The organism is Solirhodobacter sp. (assembly GCF_964715405.1).
The window spans coordinates 64,021-82,523 of record NZ_CBAICG010000007.1 but is presented as its reverse complement, the minus strand read 5'-3'; the positions used below and the strand labels follow the sequence as shown (position 1 = coordinate 82,523).

Sequence of the window (18,503 nt, the reverse complement as noted above, 5' to 3'; positions counted from 1 at the left end):
GCGGCACCGAAGCGCCGCCCGGCCGGGAGGATCACATGCCCTGAACAGCCTTTAGCGGCCCGAGGTTCACGGCGTCGGTATAGCTGTCGCGCGCTTTCGGCACGTTGCCGGTTTTCACGAAGAAGTCGGCCACGTCCTTCAGATTGGTCGCCACGCCGCCGCCCATCCAGACCGGGCCCAGATCGTCGGCGAGGCTGGGAAAGCTGAAACCTGCCAGCATCGACTTCGCCGCGGCCAGGTCCATCCCCGCGTCCTTGGCGATCACCGGCAGCATCTCGGCCTGCGCGGCGTCACCCGAGTTCCACTTGTCGTTCATCGCGTGCATCACCTTCAGGAACTTCGTCACCAGTTCCGGCTTGGCATCGACGAATTTCGCAGGCGCCGAGATCACGTCGTAGACACGGAGCCCGATCGCGTCCTTCTCGGCCCCGGTCATCAGCACGTGGCCGTGCTCTTCCATCGGCTGCAAGCCGCCGCCAAAGCCGCACGCCATGTCGACGATCTGCATCCCCGAGGTATCGACCCCGAAACGCGCCATCTGCTTGAGGAAGTCATCCTTCGCTGCCGTCCCGATCGGCACCGCGATCTTCTTGCCCGCCGGTTCCTTCACTTTGTCCTTGGTGATCTCCAGCTTGTCCGACACCACGCAGTTGTCGTTGCCGGAATAGCTGACCGCCACATCGACGACCTGCAAATCCTGGCCCGCCGAGGCCATCGCGGCACTTATCGCGGTGCCGGTGTCGAAGGCGCGCCAGTTGATCTTGACCCCCATCGCCTTTTCCATGTCTCCGGTCGCCTTGGCATATTCGAACGGCATCGCCCATTCGAGGAAACAGGCGATGGTGATCCGGTCCTCGGCCAGCGCGCTCTGCGCCCCGGCGATCAGCGCGGTTCCCGGAAGCAGGCCCGTCGGTTTGGATCGTTTCATGCGCGGCCTCCCTGATGGATCGGTTTTTCGATTTCTTGTCCCGATACTGTGGAGCCTGGTTCCGCATGGGTTTAGGTCCAGTTGCAAATGATGGAACCGGTCCAGTCCGGTTGCGGTCCGGCCCGAAAACGGGCGGACCGGCGGGACGGGAGGCACCGCTCTGGCCTTACAGGGGGCACCGCTCTGGCCCTACAGGGCGGCGCGCGCGCGTGATGATGTGCAACGATCCCGCAACCCGCCCGCAGACGGAAGACCATCATGGACAGCACGCTCCACCAGAACGACATTTCCGACGTCATCGCGGCCGACCGCGCTCATGTCTGGCACCACCTGATCCAGCACAAACCGTTCGAAACGGTGGACCCGCGCATCATGGTGGAAGGCAAGGGGATGCGGGTCTGGGATGCACGCGGCAAGGAACACCTCGATGCCGTGTCGGGCGGGGTCTGGACGGTCAACGTCGGCTATGGTCGCGAAAGCATCGCCAACGCGGTGCGCGACCAGTTGATCAAGCTGAACTACTTTGCCGGCAGCGCAGGGTCGATTCCCGGCGCCCGCTTTGCCCGGCGCCTGATCGAGAAGATGCCGGGGATGAGCCGGGTCTACTACTCGAACTCCGGCTCCGAGGCGAACGAGAAGGTGTTCAAGATGGTCCGCCAGATTTCGGCGCGCCATCACGGCGGACGCAAATCGAAAATCCTGTATCGCGAGCGTGACTACCACGGCACCACCATCACCTGCCTCTCGGCGGGCGGTCAGCCAGAGCGCAACGCGCTCTATGGCCCGTTCACGCCTGGCTTCATCCAAGTGCCGCACTGCCTCGAATACCGCGCGCAATGGGACGGGTCGAACTACGGCCAACGCGCCGCCGATGCCATCGAAGAGGTCATCCTGCGCGAGGGCGCCGACACCATCGGCGCGATCTGCCTTGAGCCGGTGACGGCGGGCGGCGGCGTCATCACCCCGCCGGAAGGATACTGGGACCGCGTGCAGGACATCTGTCGCAAGCACAACATCCTGATCCATATCGACGAGGTCGTCTGTGGCGTCGGGCGCACCGGCGAGTGGTTCGGCTATCAGCACTATGGCATCCAGCCTGACTTCGTGACGATGGCCAAGGGCGTTGCCTCCGGCTACGCCGCGATCTCCTGCACCGTCACCACCGAGGCGGTGTTCGAGATGTTCAAGGACGATGCCGCCGACCCGCTATCCTACTTCCGCGATATTTCCACCTTCGGCGGCTGCACCTCGGGCCCTGCCGCCGCGCTGGAAAACATGCGCATCATCGAGGATGAGGGGCTGCTGGCCAACACGCTGGCGATGGGCGCGCGGCTGATGGGCAACCTGCACGCGCTGATGGACAAGCACGCCGTGGTCGGCGACGTGCGCGGCAAAGGCCTGTTCTGCGGCGCCGAACTGGTGGCGGATCGGACCACGAAGGAGCCTGTGGCCGAAAAGCTGGCGCAGGCCGTGGTAGCCGACTGCATGGGGCAGGGCGTGATCATCGGCGTCACCAACCGGTCGATCGCCGGATTCAACAATACCCTCTGCCTCAGCCCGGCACTGATCGCGACGCCGGACGATATCGACCAGATCACCGATGCCATCGACGGCGCGCTGGGCCGGGTGTTCGGGTAAGGAAGAGGGGGCGCTGCCCCCCGCCTGCGGGTCCCCCCGGGATACTTGGGAACAGAAGAAGCGGCGCAGTTTTCGGTGTCCACGTCGGTGCGAAATCGGTGCGAAATCGGTGCAGTTTCGGTATGCCGATGTTCCGAAACCCCGACAGGGCGCGGGTCGGGGACGCGAGACGCTGGCGAGGATTGACCGCGCGGCGCCGATCGGTCAGGCTGCGATCGGTCCAGTTTTCCAGCCCGATAGGTCCAGCATGGCGATCTCGGCCGAGACCTTCTTCCTGGTGCCCGGTGCGCTTGGCACGCTGCAGCAGCAGATCCAGCAGATGGTGGCCGAGGGCATCGTGACCGGCCGGTTCCGGCCCGGCGACAGGCTGCCCTCCAGCCGCAAACTGGCCGCGCATCTGGGCGTCAGCCGGATCACCGTGACGCTGGCCTATACCGAACTGGTGGCGGGCGACTATCTGACCTCGCGCGGGCGGTCGGGCTACTTCGTCTCGGACAGCGCGCCACGGCAGCCGGCGTTTCCGCCGGTCCTTATCCCCCGGCGCGAAACGGTGGACTGGGCACGGGTGACGGGCAACCGCCATTCCACCCAGGTGTTCCTGACCCGGCCCACAGACTGGCGCAGCTATCCCTTCCCGTTCATCTACGGTCAGGCGGATGCGACACTGTTCGACCACCAGAACTGGCGCCAATGCGCGCTGCGGGCGCTGGGCAAGCGGGATTTCGAGGCGCTGACAGCGGATTATTACGAGCAGGACGATCCGATGCTGATCGAATACATCGCCCGCGCGATCCTGCCCCGGCGCGGCATCAGTGCCCGGCCGCAGGAGATTCTGCTGACGCTGGGCGCGCAGAACGCGCTCTGGCTGGCGGCGCAGGTGCTGCTGACGCCTCAGCGCACCGCGGCGATGGAGAATCCCTGTTACCCCGGCTTGCGCACCATCCTGGGCCAAACCAGTTGCCACACGGTTTCCGTCGATGTCGACGCGGGCGGGTTGCCGCCCGAGGCGCTGCCCGAGGGGGTGGACGTGGTCTTCACCACCGCCAGCCATCACTGCCCGACCAACGCCACCATGCCGATGAACCGCCGGATCGAACTGTTGCAACGGGCGGCGCGCGAGGATTTCCTGATCGTCGAAGACGATTACGAATTCGAGATGTCGTTCCTGAAAGCCTCCTCCCCCGCGCTGAAGTCGCTCGATGAGGAGGGGCGGGTGATCTACGTCGGTTCGTTCTCCAAATCGCTGTTTCCCGGGTTGCGGCTTGGCTACCTCGTGGGTTCGGAAGACTTCATCCGCGAGGCCCGCGCGCTGCGCGCCGCCGTGCTGCGGCATCCGCCGGGCCATATCCAGCGCACCGTCGCCTATTTCCTGTCGCTTGGCCATTACGACGCGCTGCTGAACCGGATGGCGCAGGCCTACAAGCGGCGGCGGATGGCGATGGACGAGGCGATCCGCGCCGAGGGGCTGACGTTGGCGGGCCCCGGCGGCTTTGGTGGCTCCAGCTTCTGGATGGCCGCGCCGGAGGGGGTGGATACGACCCTGTTGTCGCAGGATTTGCGCCGCGATGGCGTGCTGATCGAGCCGGGGCGGCTGTTTTTCGACCCCGCTTCGGCGCCCGCCAACACCTACCGGCTGGCCTATTCCTCGATCCCGCACGGGCGGATCGGCGAGGGGATCGCGCTGATCGCGCAGGCGCTGGCGACAACTGGACCTAGATAGGCATCGCGGCTGGCCCTAACCGGCCCGGCCCCGCGGGGGTTAGACCGGGTAGGGGCCGACGTTCGACAGGGAGAGATCACGATGCGCATGACGACCGAAGAGGCCTTTGTCAAAGTCCTTCAGATGCACGGCATCGAACATGCCTTCGGTATCATCGGCTCGGCCATGATGCCGATCTCCGACCTTTTTCCGGCCGCCGGCATCACGTTCTGGGACTGCGCGCATGAGTGCAACGCCGGCATGATGGCCGATGGCTACACCCGCGCCACCGGCAAGATGAGCATGATGGTGGCGCAGAACGGCCCCGGCATCACCAATTTCGTGACCCCGGTGAAGACCGCCTACTGGAACCATACGCCGCTGCTGCTGGTCACGCCGCAGGCCGCCAACAAGACCATCGGGCAGGGCGGCTTTCAGGAAGTCGAACAGATGGCGCTGTTCAAGGACATGGTGGCCTATCAGGAAGAGGTGCGCGATCCTTCCCGCATCGCCGAGGTGCTGAACCGCGTGATCCTGAAGGCAAAGCGGGCGAGCGCCCCGGCGCAGATCAACGTGCCGCGCGATTACTGGACGCAGGAGATCGACATCGAGTTGCCCCGGGCGGTGGAGTTCGAGCGCCCCGAGGGGGGCGCCGAGGCCATCGCGCGGGCGGCGGCGCTGCTGTCGGCGGCGAAGTTCCCGGTGATTCTGAACGGCGCGGGCGTCGTGCTGGCGGGGGCGATTCCGGCCTCGATGCGGCTGGCGGAACGGCTCGATGCGCCGGTCTGCTGCGGCTATCAGCACAACGACGCTTTCCCCGGCTCGCATCCGCTGTTCGCCGGGCCGCTGGGATACAACGGGTCCAAGGCGGCGATGGAATTGATCGCGCAGGCCGATGTGGTGCTGGCGTTGGGCACGCGGCTCAATCCGTTCTCGACCCTGCCGGGCTATGGCATCGACTACTGGCCGAACGGCGCCGCGATCATTCAGGTCGACCTGAACCCCGATCGGATCGGGTTGACCAAGCCGGTCAGCGTCGGCATCGTCGGCGATGCAAACAAGGTGGCACAGAGCCTTCTGGCGCAGCTTTCGGCCACGGCGGGCGATGCCGGGCGGGCCGAGCGGAAGGCGAGGATCGCGCAGACCAAATCCGCCTGGGCGCAGCAATTGTCCTCGATGGACCATGAGGACGACGACCCCGGCACCAGCTGGAACGAGCGGGCGCGCGGCCGTGAGCCGGAGAAGATGAGCCCGCGGATGGCTTGGCGGGCGATCCAGCGCAGCTTGCCGAAAGACGCGATCATCTCGTCCGACATCGGCAACAATTGCGCCATCGGCAACGCCTACCCGACCTTCGAGGCCGGGCGGAAATACCTGGCGCCGGGTCTCTTTGGCCCCTGCGGCTACGGCTTTCCGGCGATCACCGGCGCCAAGATCGGCAAACCGGACGTGCCGGTGGTGGGCTTCGCGGGCGATGGCGCCTTCGGCATCTCGATGAACGAAATGGTCACCGTGGGGCGCGGCGACTGGCCCGCCATCACGATGGTGATCTTCCGCAACTACCAGTGGGGCGCCGAAAAGCGGAACACCACCCTGTGGTTCGACGACAACTTCGTTGGCACAGAGTTGAACCCGAACGTCAGTTATGCCGGCATCGCGCTGTCTTGCGGGCTGGCGGGTGTGCAGGTTCACAGCATGGATGAACTGACAGAGGCGCTCGACACCGCGATCAAGGCGCAGATGGCGGGCAAGACGACCTTCATCGAAGTGCTGCTCAATCAGGAACTCGGCGAGCCTTTCCGCCGTGACGCGATGAAGAAGCCGGTCGCCGTTGCGGGCATCCGGCGCGAGGATATGCGGCCGCAGGCAGGCGCCTGACGGCATGGGCCTGGAGCCGTGGCAGTTTGCAGCGCTGGCCGCGACCGTTCTGGTCGCGTCCTTCGTGCGCGGCTATTCCGGCTTCGGCTTTTCCGCGCTCAGCATCGCTTGCGCCAGTCTGATCACCGACCCGCGTCCCTTCATCCCGGTGATGTTCCTGTGCGAACTGTCGATGACCATCGTGCAGGCGCGCGGGGTCTGGCGGCTGATCGACTGGCGGCGGGTGGTCACGATGCTGGTCGGCGCAGCGGTCACCATGCCGTTTTCAGTCTCTATCCTTGCCGAAATCGGGCTCGATCGGGCCCGTTTGGCGATTTCGGTGGTGATCCTGTCGTTCTGCCTGATCCTGCTGACCGGCTGGACGATCCGCAGTCGTGTCGGCCCGGCCGGGCAGGTCGGCGTCGGGCTCTTGTCGGGTATCTGCAACGGCGCGGCCGTCGGCGGGTTGCCGGTGGCGGCCTTCCTTGCCGCACAGCCGATCGCCGCGCCGGTGTTCCGCGCCACGATGGTGGCCTACCTGACGCTGATTGACCTGCTGGCGCTGCCGCTCTTTGCCCGCGCCGGGCTGGTCACCCATGCCACGCTGCTCAGCGCGGTGTTGGCACTGCCGGTGATCGCGCTTGGCCTCTGGGCCGGGGGGCGGCACTTCCTCGCCGCCTCGCCGCAGGGGTTTCGCAAGATGGCCATCGGGCTTCTGGCCGTGCTATCGGTGCTGGGGCTGCTGCGGTCACTGGGGTAGGGGCGCGATGAAGAAGATCCTAGTCGTCAATGCCGGCTCCTCCTCGATCAAGGTCGTGCTGTTCGGCGAGGATCTCGTCGCGATCCTCTCCGCCGCCGTCACCGAAATCGGCGGTGTTTCCGCCCTGCGCGTGGGCGCGAAGACCGTTCCGGTCTCGGCCCCCGACCACCTCGCCGCGCTGGCGGCGCTGCTCGGCGCGCTGGCGGCAGCGGGTCACCCGGTCACAGACCTGCACGCCGCCGCGCACCGGGTGGTGCACGGCGGGCGCCACCTGCTGGCGCCCTGCCGCGTGACGCCCGCGGTCGAGGCGGAAATCGCGGCCTGCATCCCGTTGGCCCCCCTGCACAACCCGCACAACCTTTCCGCCATCCGCGCGATCGACGATCTGGCCCCTGGCCTGCCGCAATATGCCAGCTTCGACACCGCTTTTCACGCCACCAACCCCGAAGAGGCGTTGCGCTACGCGCTTCCCGCCGCCGAAGACGCGAAGGGCATCCGGCGCTACGGCTTTCACGGCATTTCCTACGCCGGGTTGGTGGCGCGGCTGCCGGATCTGACCGGAAATCCGCTGCCACAGAGACTGTTGGCGCTGCACCTTGGCAACGGTGCCTCGCTCTGTGCGATCCGAAACGGGCAATCGGTCGCGAACTCGATGGGCTATTCGCCGCTCGACGGGCTGACGATGGGCACCCGGACCGGCGAGATTGACGGAATGGCCGTCCTGCGACTGGCGCGGGATTACGGCATTGAGGCGGCGGAGAGCCTGTTGAACCGCGACAGCGGGCTGAAGGCGCTGGGCGGCGCCTCCGACATGCACGTGCTGGAGGCGGCGGGAACGGCAGAGGCCGATTTGGCGATCCGTCATTTCTGCTACTGGGCTGTCCGCCACGCCGGATCGGCCATTGCCGCGATGGGGGGGCTGGATGCAATTGCCTTCACGGGCGGTATCGGTGAACATTCGTCCCGGGTCCGGGGCGCCATCGTGCAGGGGCTGGGCTGGCTTGGGGTCGAACTCGATCCTGTCGCGAATGCTGCGCACGCGACGCGACTCCATGCCCAAAAAAGCCCCGTCGCAATCTGGAAAGTTTTGGCATATGAAGAACAAACCATAGCGCAGAATGTCCTCGCTCAGTAGGATATTCCTCTGAGCATCCTGAACCGCGACCAGAAGCGAGCCGTCGATGACCTACCGCCAGCCCGTCCTTGATACCTCGCCGCACGTCTCCGACGAGGTCCGCAAGACAACCTGTTACATGTGTGCCTGCCGTTGCGGAATCAACGTGCACATGAAAGGCGGCAAGGTCGCCTATATCGAGGGCAACCGCGACCACCCGGTGAACAAGGGCGTGCTCTGCGCCAAGGGGTCTTCCGGCATCATGCAGGTCACCGCGCCCTCGCGCCTGCGGTCACCGCTGAAGCGCGTCGGCCCGCGCGGGTCAGGTGAATTCGAGGAAATCTCGTGGGAAGAGGCGTTCCAGACCGCCGTCGGCTGGCTGAAACCGCTGCGCGAAACCGCGCCGGAAAAGCTCGCCTTCTTCACCGGCCGCGACCAGTCGCAAAGCTTCACCTCGTGGTGGGCGCAAAGCTACGGTACGCCGAACTATGCCGCCCATGGCGGCTTCTGCTCGGTCAACATGGCGGCGGGCGGCATCTACACGATGGGCGGCGCCTTCTGGGAATTCGGCCAGCCAGACTGGGATCACACCAAGCTTTTCATCCTGTTCGGCGTCGCCGAGGACCATGACAGCAACCCGATCAAGATGGGGATCGGCAGGATCAAGACGCGCGGCGCCAAGGTGATCGGGGTCAACCCGATCCGGTCGGGCTACAACGCGGTGGCCGACGACTGGTACGGCGTCACGCCCGGGGCCGATGGCCTGATGATCCTGTCGATCATCCACGAGCTGCTGAAGGCGGGCAAGGTCGACCTTGACTACCTCGCGATGTGGACCAATTCGGCGGGGCTGGTGAACAGCACCGAGGGGCCGGAAAAGGGTCTGCTCCTGCGGGATTCCGACGGCAAGATGCTGCTCATCGACCGCACCACCGGCCAACCCGCGCCGTTCGACCAGAAGGGCGTGCGCCCCGATCTGGGGGCAACGTGGCAGGGCCACCGCACCGTGTTCCAGCACATGGCGGAACGCTATCTGTCGCCCGAATATGCACCCGAAACGGTCGCGGCCCGCGTCGGCATTACTGCCGCGCGCATCAAGGGGCTGGCCGCCGAGATCGCCCGGGTCGCCTTCGACGAGGCGATCGAGCTGAAACAGCCGTGGACCGACTTCCGCGGCGAACGGCACGAAACGATGGTCGGCCGCCCGGTCAGCTTCCACGCGATGCGCGGCATTTCGGCGCACTCCAACGGCTTCCAGACCGCCCGCGCCCTGCATGTGCTGCAGATCCTGATCGGTTCGGTCGAAACCCCCGGCGGCTTCCGCTTCAAGCCGCCCTACCCCAAGCCCTTTGATGCCCACCCGGTGCCGCATTGCAAGGTCACCCCCGGCGCGCCGCTCGACGGCCCGCACCTGGGCTATCCGCGCGGGCCCGAGAATCTGGCATTGAAGGACGACGGCAGCCCGGCCCGGATCGACAAGGCATTCTCGTGGGAAAACCCGCTGTCCGCGCATGGTCTGATGCACATGGTGATCTCGAACGCCCACGCGGGCGATCCCTACAAGATCGACACGCTGCTCTTGTACATGGCCAACATGGCCTGGAACTCGTCGATGAACACCCGACAGGTTATCGAGATGCTGACCGACAAGGGGCCGGACGGCGAGTATGTGATCCCGCGCATCATCTATTCCGATGCCTATAGCTCGGAAATGGTCGCCTACGCCGACCTGATCCTGCCCGACACGACCTACCTTGAACGGCACGACTGTATCAGCCTGCTGGATCGCCCGATCTGCGAGGCCGACGCCGCCGCTGACGCGATCCGCTGGCCGGTGATCGAGCCGGATCGGGATGTGCGGGGCTTCCAGTCGGTGATGCTCGACCTTGGCGCGCGGCTGGACCTGCCGGGGATGGTGAAGGACGACGGCACGCCGAAGTACAAGGACTACGGCGACTACATCGTCAACCACGAACGCCGCCCCGGCGTCGGCCCCCTGGCCGGTTTCCGTGGCACCGGCGATTCCTTCGGCCGTGGCGCGGTGAACCCCGACCAGATGAAGCGCTACATCGAGAATGGCGGCTTTGCGGTCGAGCACGTCCCGCACGGGGCGCAATATTTCAAACCCTGGAACGCCGGGTATCAGGATTGGGCCGTCAGCATCGGCCTGTACGACAAGCCGCTGCCCTACCTTTTCAGTGTCTATTCCGAGCCCATGCGCCGCTTCCAGCTGGCTGCCGAGGGCCACGGCAGCCGCCAGCCGCCGAACCACCTGCGCGCGCAACTGAAGAAGGCGATGGACCCGTTGCCGATCTGGTATGCGCCCTTCGGTGACCATGATGCGACGGAGTACCCGATCCACGCGCTGACCCAGCGGCCGATGGCGATGTACCATTCGTGGGGCACGCAGAACGCCTGGCTGCGCCAGATCCACGGCCGCAACCCGCTTTACCTGCCGACCGCGATCTGGACACAGCACGGCTTCAAGGACGGCGACTGGGCGCGGGTCACCTCGCCGCATGGCGCCATCACGGTGCCAGTTGCGCTGATGGCCGGGCTGAACGAGCACACGATCTGGACCTGGAACGCGATCGGCAAACGCAAGGGCGCCTGGGCGCTGGATACCGACGCGCCGGAGGCGACCAAGGGGTTCCTGCTGAACCACCTGATCCATGAACTGCTGCCGCCGAAGGGCGACGGTCTGCGCTGGGCAAACTCCGACCCCGTCACCGGACAGGCGGCCTGGTTCGACCTGCGGGTGAAGATCGAGCGGGTGGATGCGCTGGAACAGACCCTGCCGGATTTCCCGCCGATCAAGTCGCCGGTGCCCAAAGCGCCGAAGAACCGCCTGTGGGGAGGCGAGAAATGACCGAACTTCCACCCAAGGGCAAGAAGAAGCTTGGTCTCGTCATCGACCTTGATATCTGCGTGGGCTGCCATGCCTGCGTGACGTCCTGCAAAGGCTGGAACACCGAAAACTACGGCGTGCCGCTTTCCGACATGGATGCCTATGGGGCCGACCCCTCGGGCACCTTCCTGAACCGGGTCCACAGCTTCGAGGTGCAGCCCCCCGCGGGCCCGGCGCAGACGATCCACTTCCCGAAATCCTGTCTGCACTGCGAGGATGCGCCCTGCGTCACCGTCTGCCCCACCGGCGCCAGCTACAAGCGCGCCGAAGACGGCATCGTGCTGGTGAACGAAAGCGCCTGCATCGGCTGCGGTCTTTGCGCCTGGGCCTGCCCCTATGGCGCGCGCGAACTGGATCAGGCGGCGGGGGTGATGAAGAAATGCACCCTCTGTGTCGACCGCATCTACAACCAGAACCTGCCCGAGGTTGACCGGGTGCCCGCCTGTGTGCGCACCTGCCCCTCCAACGCCCGCCATTTCGGCGATCTGGGCGACCCCGACAGCGATGTCAGCCAGATGGTGGCCGCGCGCGGGGGGATGGACCTGATGCCGGAACTGGGCACCAAGCCCGTCAACAAATACCTGCCGCCGCGCCTCAAGGATCGTCCCGCCGCGAAGCCATTGACCGCCATCGCCGATGTGGAAGCGACCGGCATCGCCGGATGGCTTGACCGCCTGCTGGAGAAGTTCTGATGCATCCCGCCCCCTCCGTCATTGTCTTTTCGGTGTTTTCCGGCCTCGGGCTGGGCTTCCTCGCCTATCTCGGCTTCGGCTTCATCGCGCCGACCGGCCTGAACGCCTTCCTGATCTACGGCGTCGCCTACGGGTTCGCGGTGATCGGCCTGATGGCCTCCACCCTGCACCTTGGCAACCCGCAGCGGGCGTTGCGTGCCTTCACCCAGTGGCGCACCAGTTGGCTTTCGCGCGAGGCCTGGACCTCGGTCATCACCCTGCTGATCATGGCGCCGGTCGCGCTGGGCGCGATCTTCGCGGGCTTCCCCTCGGCCACGCTCGGCTTTCCGGGCGCGTTGCTGGCCCTGATTACGGTCTATTGCACCTCGATGATCTATGCACAGCTCAAGACCGTGCCGCGCTGGAACCACTGGACCACGCCCGCCCTGTTCCTCGCCTTCGCGCTCACTGGCGGGGCGATCCTGTCGGGGATGACCGATCTGGCCGTGGCGCTCTGCGCGATCCTTGCCGTGCTGCTGGTCGCGGGCTACGCGCTGGGCGACGGCAGCTTTGCCGCCCGCGGCTCGACGATGGAAACCGCAACCGGCCTTGGCCGGATCGGCAGGGTCCGCCTGTTCGAGCCGCCGCATACCGGCACCAACTACCTGATGCGCGAGATGATCCATCTTGTCGGGCGCAAGCATGCCGGGCGCCTGCGGGTGATCTCGGTCCTGTTTGCCGCGGTCCTTCCCGCGCTGGCGCTGCTGATCCTGCCCGCCAGTGTCGCCACCATCGCCTTCGCCGTGATGCTGCACCTGATCGGTGCCTTCGCCGCGCGCTGGCTGTTCTTCGCAGAGGCCGAACATGTCGTCGGCCTCTACTATGGCGCGCGGTAACGGTTAGAACCAGCCGCCCTCGATCTCGGCCCGCGTCTCCTCGACCGCGACCGCCCAGATCGCATGCATGTCGGAGTCCGGGCGCTGGTAAAGCCCGTCATAGTTCCCCTCGCCCTGTAGCGCCCGCTTGGCACTGGCCCCCACCCGCGCGAGCGCCGCATAGTCGACGCGCGGCGCCGGGTCTGCAGGCTGCGCCACCCCGGCGAGCCGGGTCTAGGGAGAATTCTCCATCCAAGAGGCATGACTGGCGGCCGGATCAATCGCCTGCACCCTTGCCCAGGTCTTCGGCGCCCGCCACCAGTCGTGCATCTTGGCCGATTCCCCGGCATGGTCATTCAGCCACTCGCCGATCACGGTCAGCGCCGGGCTGTTGCCGCCATGCCTGTTGACCACCAGAATCCGCCGGAAACCGCTGCGATAGAGACTGTCGAGCATATCCTCGATCAGCCCGACATAGGTCGACAGCCGCAAGGTGACGGTGCCCGGATAGGCTGCGAACCCCGCCACGAGGCCATAGGGCAACACCGGAAACACCGGCACCCCCAGCGGTTCGGCGGCCTCCAGCGCCACCCGCTCGGCCAGGATCATGTCGGCGCACAGGCTCAGACGGGCATGTTGTTCGACGCTGCCGATCGGCAGCACGCGACGGTCATCAACCGCTGCGCGCGACTCGACCATGGACCAGTTCATCTCGGCGACGCGCATCGTTCCCTCCGGGCAGTTCCTGCGAAGGGTGAGGCGGTTCGCGCCGCAAATCAAGCCACTGCGGGATTGCGGGCCCGGTCGCGCATCGCCAGCAGCGGCACCACCTCGTAGCCCTGCAACACCCGCCGCGCCAACCGCATCTTCGGTCCCAGCGGCACGGTGGCCACCCCGCAGCCATCAACGAAGATGACCTCGTGCCGCTCGAACCCGAGCGCGACAAAGCCGACCAGCGGGCGCCGGGTCTCGGGCATGGCAAGGCTGCCGCCGGTCAGCAGGCGGGCCTGCACCAGCACCTCGTCCTCGCCGAAAAGATACTCCACCTCGGCGCCACGCATCAGCACATGGGCGTTCGGCGCCACCACCAGATCGGCGCGCGCCCCGAAGTAGGGCGCTCGCAGGCGCACCGGCGTCAGACTGCCGAACCCCGGCATCGTCTGCGCGCGCAGCCAGCGCACAGGCAGCGCGCCATGATCGGCCGTCACGATCCTGTCGCCCACCTTGAGCCGGTCGGCCCGCACCGGGCCCGCGGGCGTCAGCACGAAACTGCCCGCACCAAGCGCCGCGCCCATGCCCCCCGGCACCGGCCCGCAGGCAAGGCCCATCCATTGCACCGACGGATGCAGCCCGGCCGCAGCCGAAGCGCCAAACAACGCGGGAACATCCTCGGAGGGCAGCGGCAAAGGGCCGAATCCGTCCACCATCGCCAGAGCCTCGCCCGCCGCGGTTTCCAGCGTCAGGCGGCAGCGTCGGTCGGGCGCGGCCCAGGCATAGGCCAGGCGCAGCCGCCGCCGGTCCGCCGGAACCCGGCAGGCAAGGTCGAGCGCGTAGTGGCTGCCACCCTGACGTTGTCGCAGGCGCACACCCCGCTCGGCATCGAGGTGCAGCGATAGTCCGCGCGCCCATCCGCGCTGCTCGGCATAGTCGATCAACGTCTGCTCGCCCGTTTGTTTTCGGTCGAGCGCAAGGTCGAAGTAGAGCGTGCCACGGTCGATCAGGCCCTGCCCCGGCAGGACCGGCGCAACGCCGCGCCCGCCCGTGGCCGGGCCGGTCAGGGCAATCCAGTCGGTCATGGCCGCCACCGCGCAAGCGCGTGCGACAGCGCCGGGACACGCCCTTCGCGACAGCCCAAGAAAAGGCATCGGCCAACGATGCCATTGCGTTCGTTCGGTTTCATCTGCTCACCCGGGGCCTCGTCCCGGTTCTGCCCTCTGTCGGGGCGATTGGTAACACCAATGTGTAGCCATAAGGTTTTCAAAAGGCGACAGGATTTGCTGACGGGTGCCGCAAGGCCCTCGCCCGGGTGACGCTTCCGCCACAGGTCCGCGCCGAATTGCAAAGCCCGGTCGGCGGCGCTAACCCTTTGCGGAGCCTTGCAGGAGCCCTCGAATGCCCCCCGTCGACCCCGTCGCGCTGAGCGCCGACCTGATCCGCTGCCCCTCCGTCACCCCTGCGGAAGGCGGCGCGATCGCCCTGCTGGACCGTGTGCTGACCGCAGCGGGGTTCCAGACCTGGCGCGTCGATCGCGGCGGCATCGCCAACCTTTACGCGCGCTGGGGCCAGCGCGGGGCCAACCGCAGCTTTGGGTTCAACGGCCACACCGACGTGGTGCCGGTCGGTGACGCGGCGGCCTGGACCCATGACCCCTTTGGCGGCGAAATCGAGGGCGGCGTGCTCTGGGGGCGCGGCGCGACCGACATGAAAACCGGTGTGGCCGCCTTCGCCGCCGCCGCCATCGACTTCGTGCGCGAGACGCCGCCTGACGGCGCCGTGATCCTGGCGATCACCGGCGACGAAGAGGGTGACGCGCGCGACGGCACCGTGGCGCTGCTGGACTGGATGGCCACGCAGGGCGAGCGGATGACGGCCTGCCTGGTCGGGGAGCCGACCTGCCCGACCCTGATGGGCGAGATGATGAAGATCGGCCGAAGAGGCTCCATGACAGCCCATTTCACGGTGCGAGGGGTGCAGGGGCATTCGGCCTATCCGCACCGGGCGAAGAACCCGGTCACCGCGATGGTGCGGCTGATGGACCGCCTGGCGAGCCACGAGCTGGACAGCGGCACCGACCATTTCGACGCATCGACGCTGGCGATCACCACCATCGACACCGGCAATACCGCCACGAACGTGATCCCGGCCGAATGCCGGGGAACCGTCAACATCCGCTTCAACGACACCCATTCCGGTGCCAGCCTGACCGCCTGGCTGAAGGCCGAGGCGGACAAGGTGCAGGCCGAAACCGGCGCGGCGATCGGGGTGACGGCCCAGATCTCGGGTGAAAGCTTCCTGACCCCGCCGGGCGAATTGTCACGGCTGGTTGCAGGCTCTGTGCAGGCTGAAACCGGGGTAAAGCCCGCGCTTTCGACCTCGGGCGGCACCTCGGATGCGCGCTTCATCAAGGATCATTGCCCGGTGGTGGAATTCGGGCTGGTCGGCAAGACCATGCACCAGGTCGATGAACGGGTGCCGGTGGAACAGATCGTGCAACTGAAGGCGATCTACAGCCGGATCCTGCGGGATTATTTCGCATGACCGTGACCATTGCCGAGACGCGCGACGTCGCCGCCTGCCGCGCCCTGCGCCGGATCGTATTCATCGAGGAACAGGGCGTCAGCGAGGCCGACGAGGTGGACGATCTGGACGATCTGGCGCTCCACCTGCTGGCCAGTGACGCGGGCCGCCCGGTCGGCACCGCCCGGCTGCTGACCTATGGCACCATTGGCAAGGTCGGCCGCGTCTGCGTGCTGGCCGAATGCCGGGGCACCGGCCTTGGTGCGGCGCTCATTCGGGCCGGGATAGTGACGTTTCGGGCCCGCGGCGGCATCGAAACGGTGAAGTTGGGCGCGCAGGTCCATGCGCAGGGCTTCTACGAAAAGCTCGGCTTCACGCCGGTCGGCGCGGTCTATGACGACGCCGGAATTCCCCATCTCGACATGGTGATGCGGCTCTGACAGGGGGCTTTTCCCGATGACGCCTGCCCCGGCCCATGCTAGGGACGACACATGGATCATCTCCCGTCAAAAGCCGCCCTTCTTGCCTGGATCGCCGACAACCCCGGCGCCGCCGCCAAGCGCGACATCGCGCGGGCGTTCGGCATCAAGGGCAGCCCCGCGCGGATCGAACTGAAGCGGCTGCTGAAGGACCTGGAGCAGGACGGCACCGTGGAACGCCGTCACCGCACCTACCGCGACCCTGACAGCCTGCCGCCGGTCTCGGTGCTGCTGATCCTGCCCGCCGATGCGCAGGGCGACCAGTTCGCCAAACCGCTGGAGTGGGAGGGGCGCGGCCCCGCCCCGCGCATCCTGTTCCTGGGGCGCAAGGCTGACGCCCCGGTGGCAGAGGGTGAGCGTATCCTTGCCCGCCTCAACCCGGTGACCGGCCAGGATCACGCCTATGAGGCGCGCCTGATCCGCAAGATCGGCATCGCGCCGCACAAGATCATCGGCATCTTCCGCAAGGAAACCGAGGGCGGCCGCATCGCACCGATCGACAAGGGCGCCGACAAGGATTGGAGCGTTGCCGCCGACGCGACGCATGGCGCCAAGGATGGCGAACTGGTGGAGGCCGAACAGGTCGGCAACCGCGCGCGGATGGGCCTGCCGCAAGCGCGGGTGACCGAGGTGCTGGGCGACCCCTCGGCGCCGAAAGCGGTCAGCCTGATCGCGATCCATCAGCACGGTATCCCCGACGATTTCCCCGACGCGGTGATTGCCGAGGCCGACGCGATGGCGCCCGCGGGCCTGGACGACCGCGAAGACCTGCGCCACCTGCCGCTGGTCACCATCGACCCCTCGGACGCACGCGACCATGACGATGCGGTTTTCGCCCATGCCGATGACGACGCGGGCAACCCCGGCGGCCATATCCTTTGGGTCGCGATCGCCGATGTGGCGCATTACGTCACCCCCGGCTCCGCACTGGACCGTGAGGCCCGCAAGCGTGGAAACTCCAGCTATTTCCCCGACCGCGTGGTGCCGATGCTGCCGGATCGGCTGTCGGGCGACCTGTGCAGCCTGCATGAGGGCGTGGCGCGGGCCTGCCTTGCGGTGCGCATGAAGATCGACGCGACCGGCCACAAGCTGTCGCACCGCTTCACGCGCGGGCTGATGCAATCGGCCGCCTCGCTGACCTACGAGGAAGCACAGGCGGCACAGGATGGCACCCCGAACGACCGCACGGCCGACCTGCTGCCCGAAGTGATCGCGCCGCTTTACGCCGCCTACGAGGCGCTGAAACTGGCGCGCGTGGAACGTCAGCCACTGGAGCTTGACCTGCCCGAGCGGCGGATCGTGCTGTCGGACGATGGCAAGGTCGCTTCGGTCGCCTTCCGCGAGCGGCTTGATGCGCACCGGCTGATCGAGGAGTTCATGGTGCTGGCCAACGTCGCCGCCGCCGAGGACCTGACCCGCCTGCGCCGCCCGCTGTTGTTCCGCGTGCATGAGGAGCCGAGCCCCGAAAAGCTCGACGCGCTGCGCGAGGTAGCGGAAGCCTCGGGGTTCACCCTCGCCAAGGGGCAGGTGCTGAAGACCGCGCATCTGAACCGGTTGCTGGCACAGGCGGCGGGTGGCGATTTCGACGAGTTGATGAACGTGACCACGCTGCGCTCGATGCCGCAGGCCTATTACCACCCCGAGAACTTCGGCCATTTTGGCCTCGCGCTGAAAAGCTACGCCCATTTCACCTCGCCCATCCGCCGCTATGCCGACCTGATCGTGCACCGCGCCTTGATCCTGGGGCATGGCTGGGGCAAGGACGGCCTGTCGCCGCAAGACATCGAGATGCTGGAAGAAACCGCCCAGCAGATCAGCGACACCGAACGCCGCAGCATGGCGGCCGAACGCGATACCACTGACCGTTACCTTGCCGCCTACCTGTCGGACCGGATCGGCGCGGAATTCGCCGGCCGCATCTCGGGTGTGACCCGGTTCGGGCTGTTCGTGAAGCTGGCAGAGACCGGGGCGGACGGGCTGATTCCGATCCGGTCGCTGGGGCGCGAGTTCTTTCACTACGATCCGGTGACACAGACCCTGATGGGGTCGGAAACCGGGCTGACGCTCAGCCTTGGCCAGCGCGTCACCGTGCGGTTGGCCGAGGCGGTGCCGACCACCGGCGGGCTGATGCTGGAACTGCTAGCGGTGGAAGACCGCGCCATGCCGGGCGGGGCCTCGGCCAAGGGGCGGCGGTTCGCCCGCAAGCCGGGCCCGGCCAAGGCGCGTGCCGCCAAGGTGCAGCGCAAGGTCCAGCGCACGCGCCGCTAGCGGGGGTCTGCCGATCGCCGCTGCGGCGCTTTCGGCGCGGGGGCATTCGCGCTACACTCGGGCCAGACG

The 18,503-nt window shown here is 66.9% G+C and carries 15 protein-coding genes; 11 read left to right on the top strand and 4 right to left on the bottom strand.

Annotated features, from left to right (window positions below; all coding sequences use genetic code 11):
* Positions 1-31: 31 nt before the first annotated feature.
* Positions 32-928, bottom strand: a complete 897-nt coding sequence (locus AC11WY_RS04695) for a taurine ABC transporter substrate-binding protein (protein ID WP_482923051.1) — start codon at positions 926-928, stop codon at positions 32-34.
* A 258-nt stretch (positions 929-1,186) separates the two neighbouring features.
* On the opposite strand from AC11WY_RS04695, the gene AC11WY_RS04690 reads away from it, so the two are divergent.
* From AC11WY_RS04690 to AC11WY_RS04655, 8 genes are all read left to right on the top strand, one after another.
* A complete protein-coding gene (locus AC11WY_RS04690; RefSeq protein ID WP_482923049.1) occupies positions 1,187-2,566 on the top strand; it encodes an aminotransferase family protein in 1,380 nt (459 codons plus the stop codon).
* A 247-nt stretch (positions 2,567-2,813) separates the two neighbouring features.
* Complete coding sequence (gene pdxR, locus AC11WY_RS04685) at positions 2,814-4,286, top strand: MocR-like pyridoxine biosynthesis transcription factor PdxR (RefSeq protein ID WP_482923047.1); 1,473 nt, start codon at positions 2,814-2,816, stop codon at positions 4,284-4,286.
* Between the two features lie 81 nt (positions 4,287-4,367).
* Entirely contained in the window at positions 4,368-6,143 is a 1,776-nt protein-coding gene (gene xsc, locus AC11WY_RS04680; RefSeq protein ID WP_482923045.1) for a sulfoacetaldehyde acetyltransferase, read from the top strand.
* Between the two features lie 4 nt (positions 6,144-6,147).
* The gene (locus AC11WY_RS04675) at positions 6,148-6,882 is read left to right on the top strand and encodes a sulfite exporter TauE/SafE family protein (protein ID WP_482923043.1); all 735 of its coding nucleotides are present in this window, start codon (positions 6,148-6,150) and stop codon (positions 6,880-6,882) included.
* A 7-nt stretch (positions 6,883-6,889) separates the two neighbouring features.
* The gene (locus AC11WY_RS04670; RefSeq protein ID WP_482923041.1) at positions 6,890-8,017 is read left to right on the top strand and encodes an acetate/propionate family kinase; all 1,128 of its coding nucleotides are present in this window, start codon (positions 6,890-6,892) and stop codon (positions 8,015-8,017) included.
* Between the two features lie 46 nt (positions 8,018-8,063).
* Complete coding sequence (locus AC11WY_RS04665; protein ID WP_482923040.1) at positions 8,064-10,865, top strand: molybdopterin oxidoreductase family protein; 2,802 nt, start codon at positions 8,064-8,066, stop codon at positions 10,863-10,865.
* Positions 10,862-11,596 carry a 4Fe-4S dicluster domain-containing protein gene (locus AC11WY_RS04660; RefSeq protein WP_482923038.1) on the top strand — a complete coding sequence of 245 codons (735 nt, stop codon included), beginning with the start codon at positions 10,862-10,864 and terminating at the stop codon, positions 11,594-11,596. Before AC11WY_RS04665 ends, AC11WY_RS04660 begins: the two co-directional genes overlap by 4 nt.
* Positions 11,596-12,471, top strand: coding sequence for a dimethyl sulfoxide reductase anchor subunit family protein (locus tag AC11WY_RS04655; RefSeq protein ID WP_482923036.1), 876 nt, complete (start codon positions 11,596-11,598; stop codon positions 12,469-12,471). The genes AC11WY_RS04660 and AC11WY_RS04655 overlap by 1 nt, the downstream gene beginning before the upstream one ends.
* A 3-nt stretch (positions 12,472-12,474) precedes the next feature.
* Here the strand turns inward: AC11WY_RS04655 and AC11WY_RS04650 are convergent, their stop codons facing one another.
* The 3 genes from AC11WY_RS04650 to AC11WY_RS04640 are packed head-to-tail and all read right to left on the bottom strand — an operon-like array spanning position 12,475 to position 14,246.
* Positions 12,475-12,669 carry a hypothetical protein gene (locus tag AC11WY_RS04650; protein WP_482923034.1) on the bottom strand — a complete coding sequence of 65 codons (195 nt, stop codon included), beginning with the start codon at positions 12,667-12,669 and terminating at the stop codon, positions 12,475-12,477.
* A gap of 15 nt (positions 12,670-12,684) precedes the next feature.
* Positions 12,685-13,176, bottom strand: coding sequence for a creatininase family protein (locus tag AC11WY_RS04645; RefSeq protein WP_482923032.1), 492 nt, complete (start codon positions 13,174-13,176; stop codon positions 12,685-12,687).
* A gap of 50 nt (positions 13,177-13,226) precedes the next feature.
* Positions 13,227-14,246, bottom strand: coding sequence for a Hint domain-containing protein (locus AC11WY_RS04640; RefSeq protein WP_482923030.1), 1,020 nt, complete (start codon positions 14,244-14,246; stop codon positions 13,227-13,229).
* A 316-nt stretch (positions 14,247-14,562) separates the two neighbouring features.
* Between AC11WY_RS04640 and dapE the strand changes: the two genes are divergently transcribed.
* From dapE to rnr, 3 genes are read left to right on the top strand one after another with little or no spacing between them, the layout of a single operon-like run.
* Positions 14,563-15,708 (top strand): succinyl-diaminopimelate desuccinylase, encoded by a 1,146-nt coding sequence (dapE, locus tag AC11WY_RS04635; protein ID WP_482923028.1) that lies wholly within the window; start codon positions 14,563-14,565, stop codon positions 15,706-15,708.
* 2 nt (positions 15,709-15,710) lie between these two features.
* Positions 15,711-16,127, top strand: coding sequence for a GNAT family N-acetyltransferase (locus AC11WY_RS04630; protein WP_482923150.1), 417 nt, complete (start codon positions 15,711-15,713; stop codon positions 16,125-16,127).
* A gap of 51 nt (positions 16,128-16,178) precedes the next feature.
* Entirely contained in the window at positions 16,179-18,434 is a 2,256-nt protein-coding gene (gene rnr / locus AC11WY_RS04625) for a ribonuclease R (RefSeq protein ID WP_482923026.1), read from the top strand.
* Positions 18,435-18,503 lie beyond the last annotated feature (69 nt).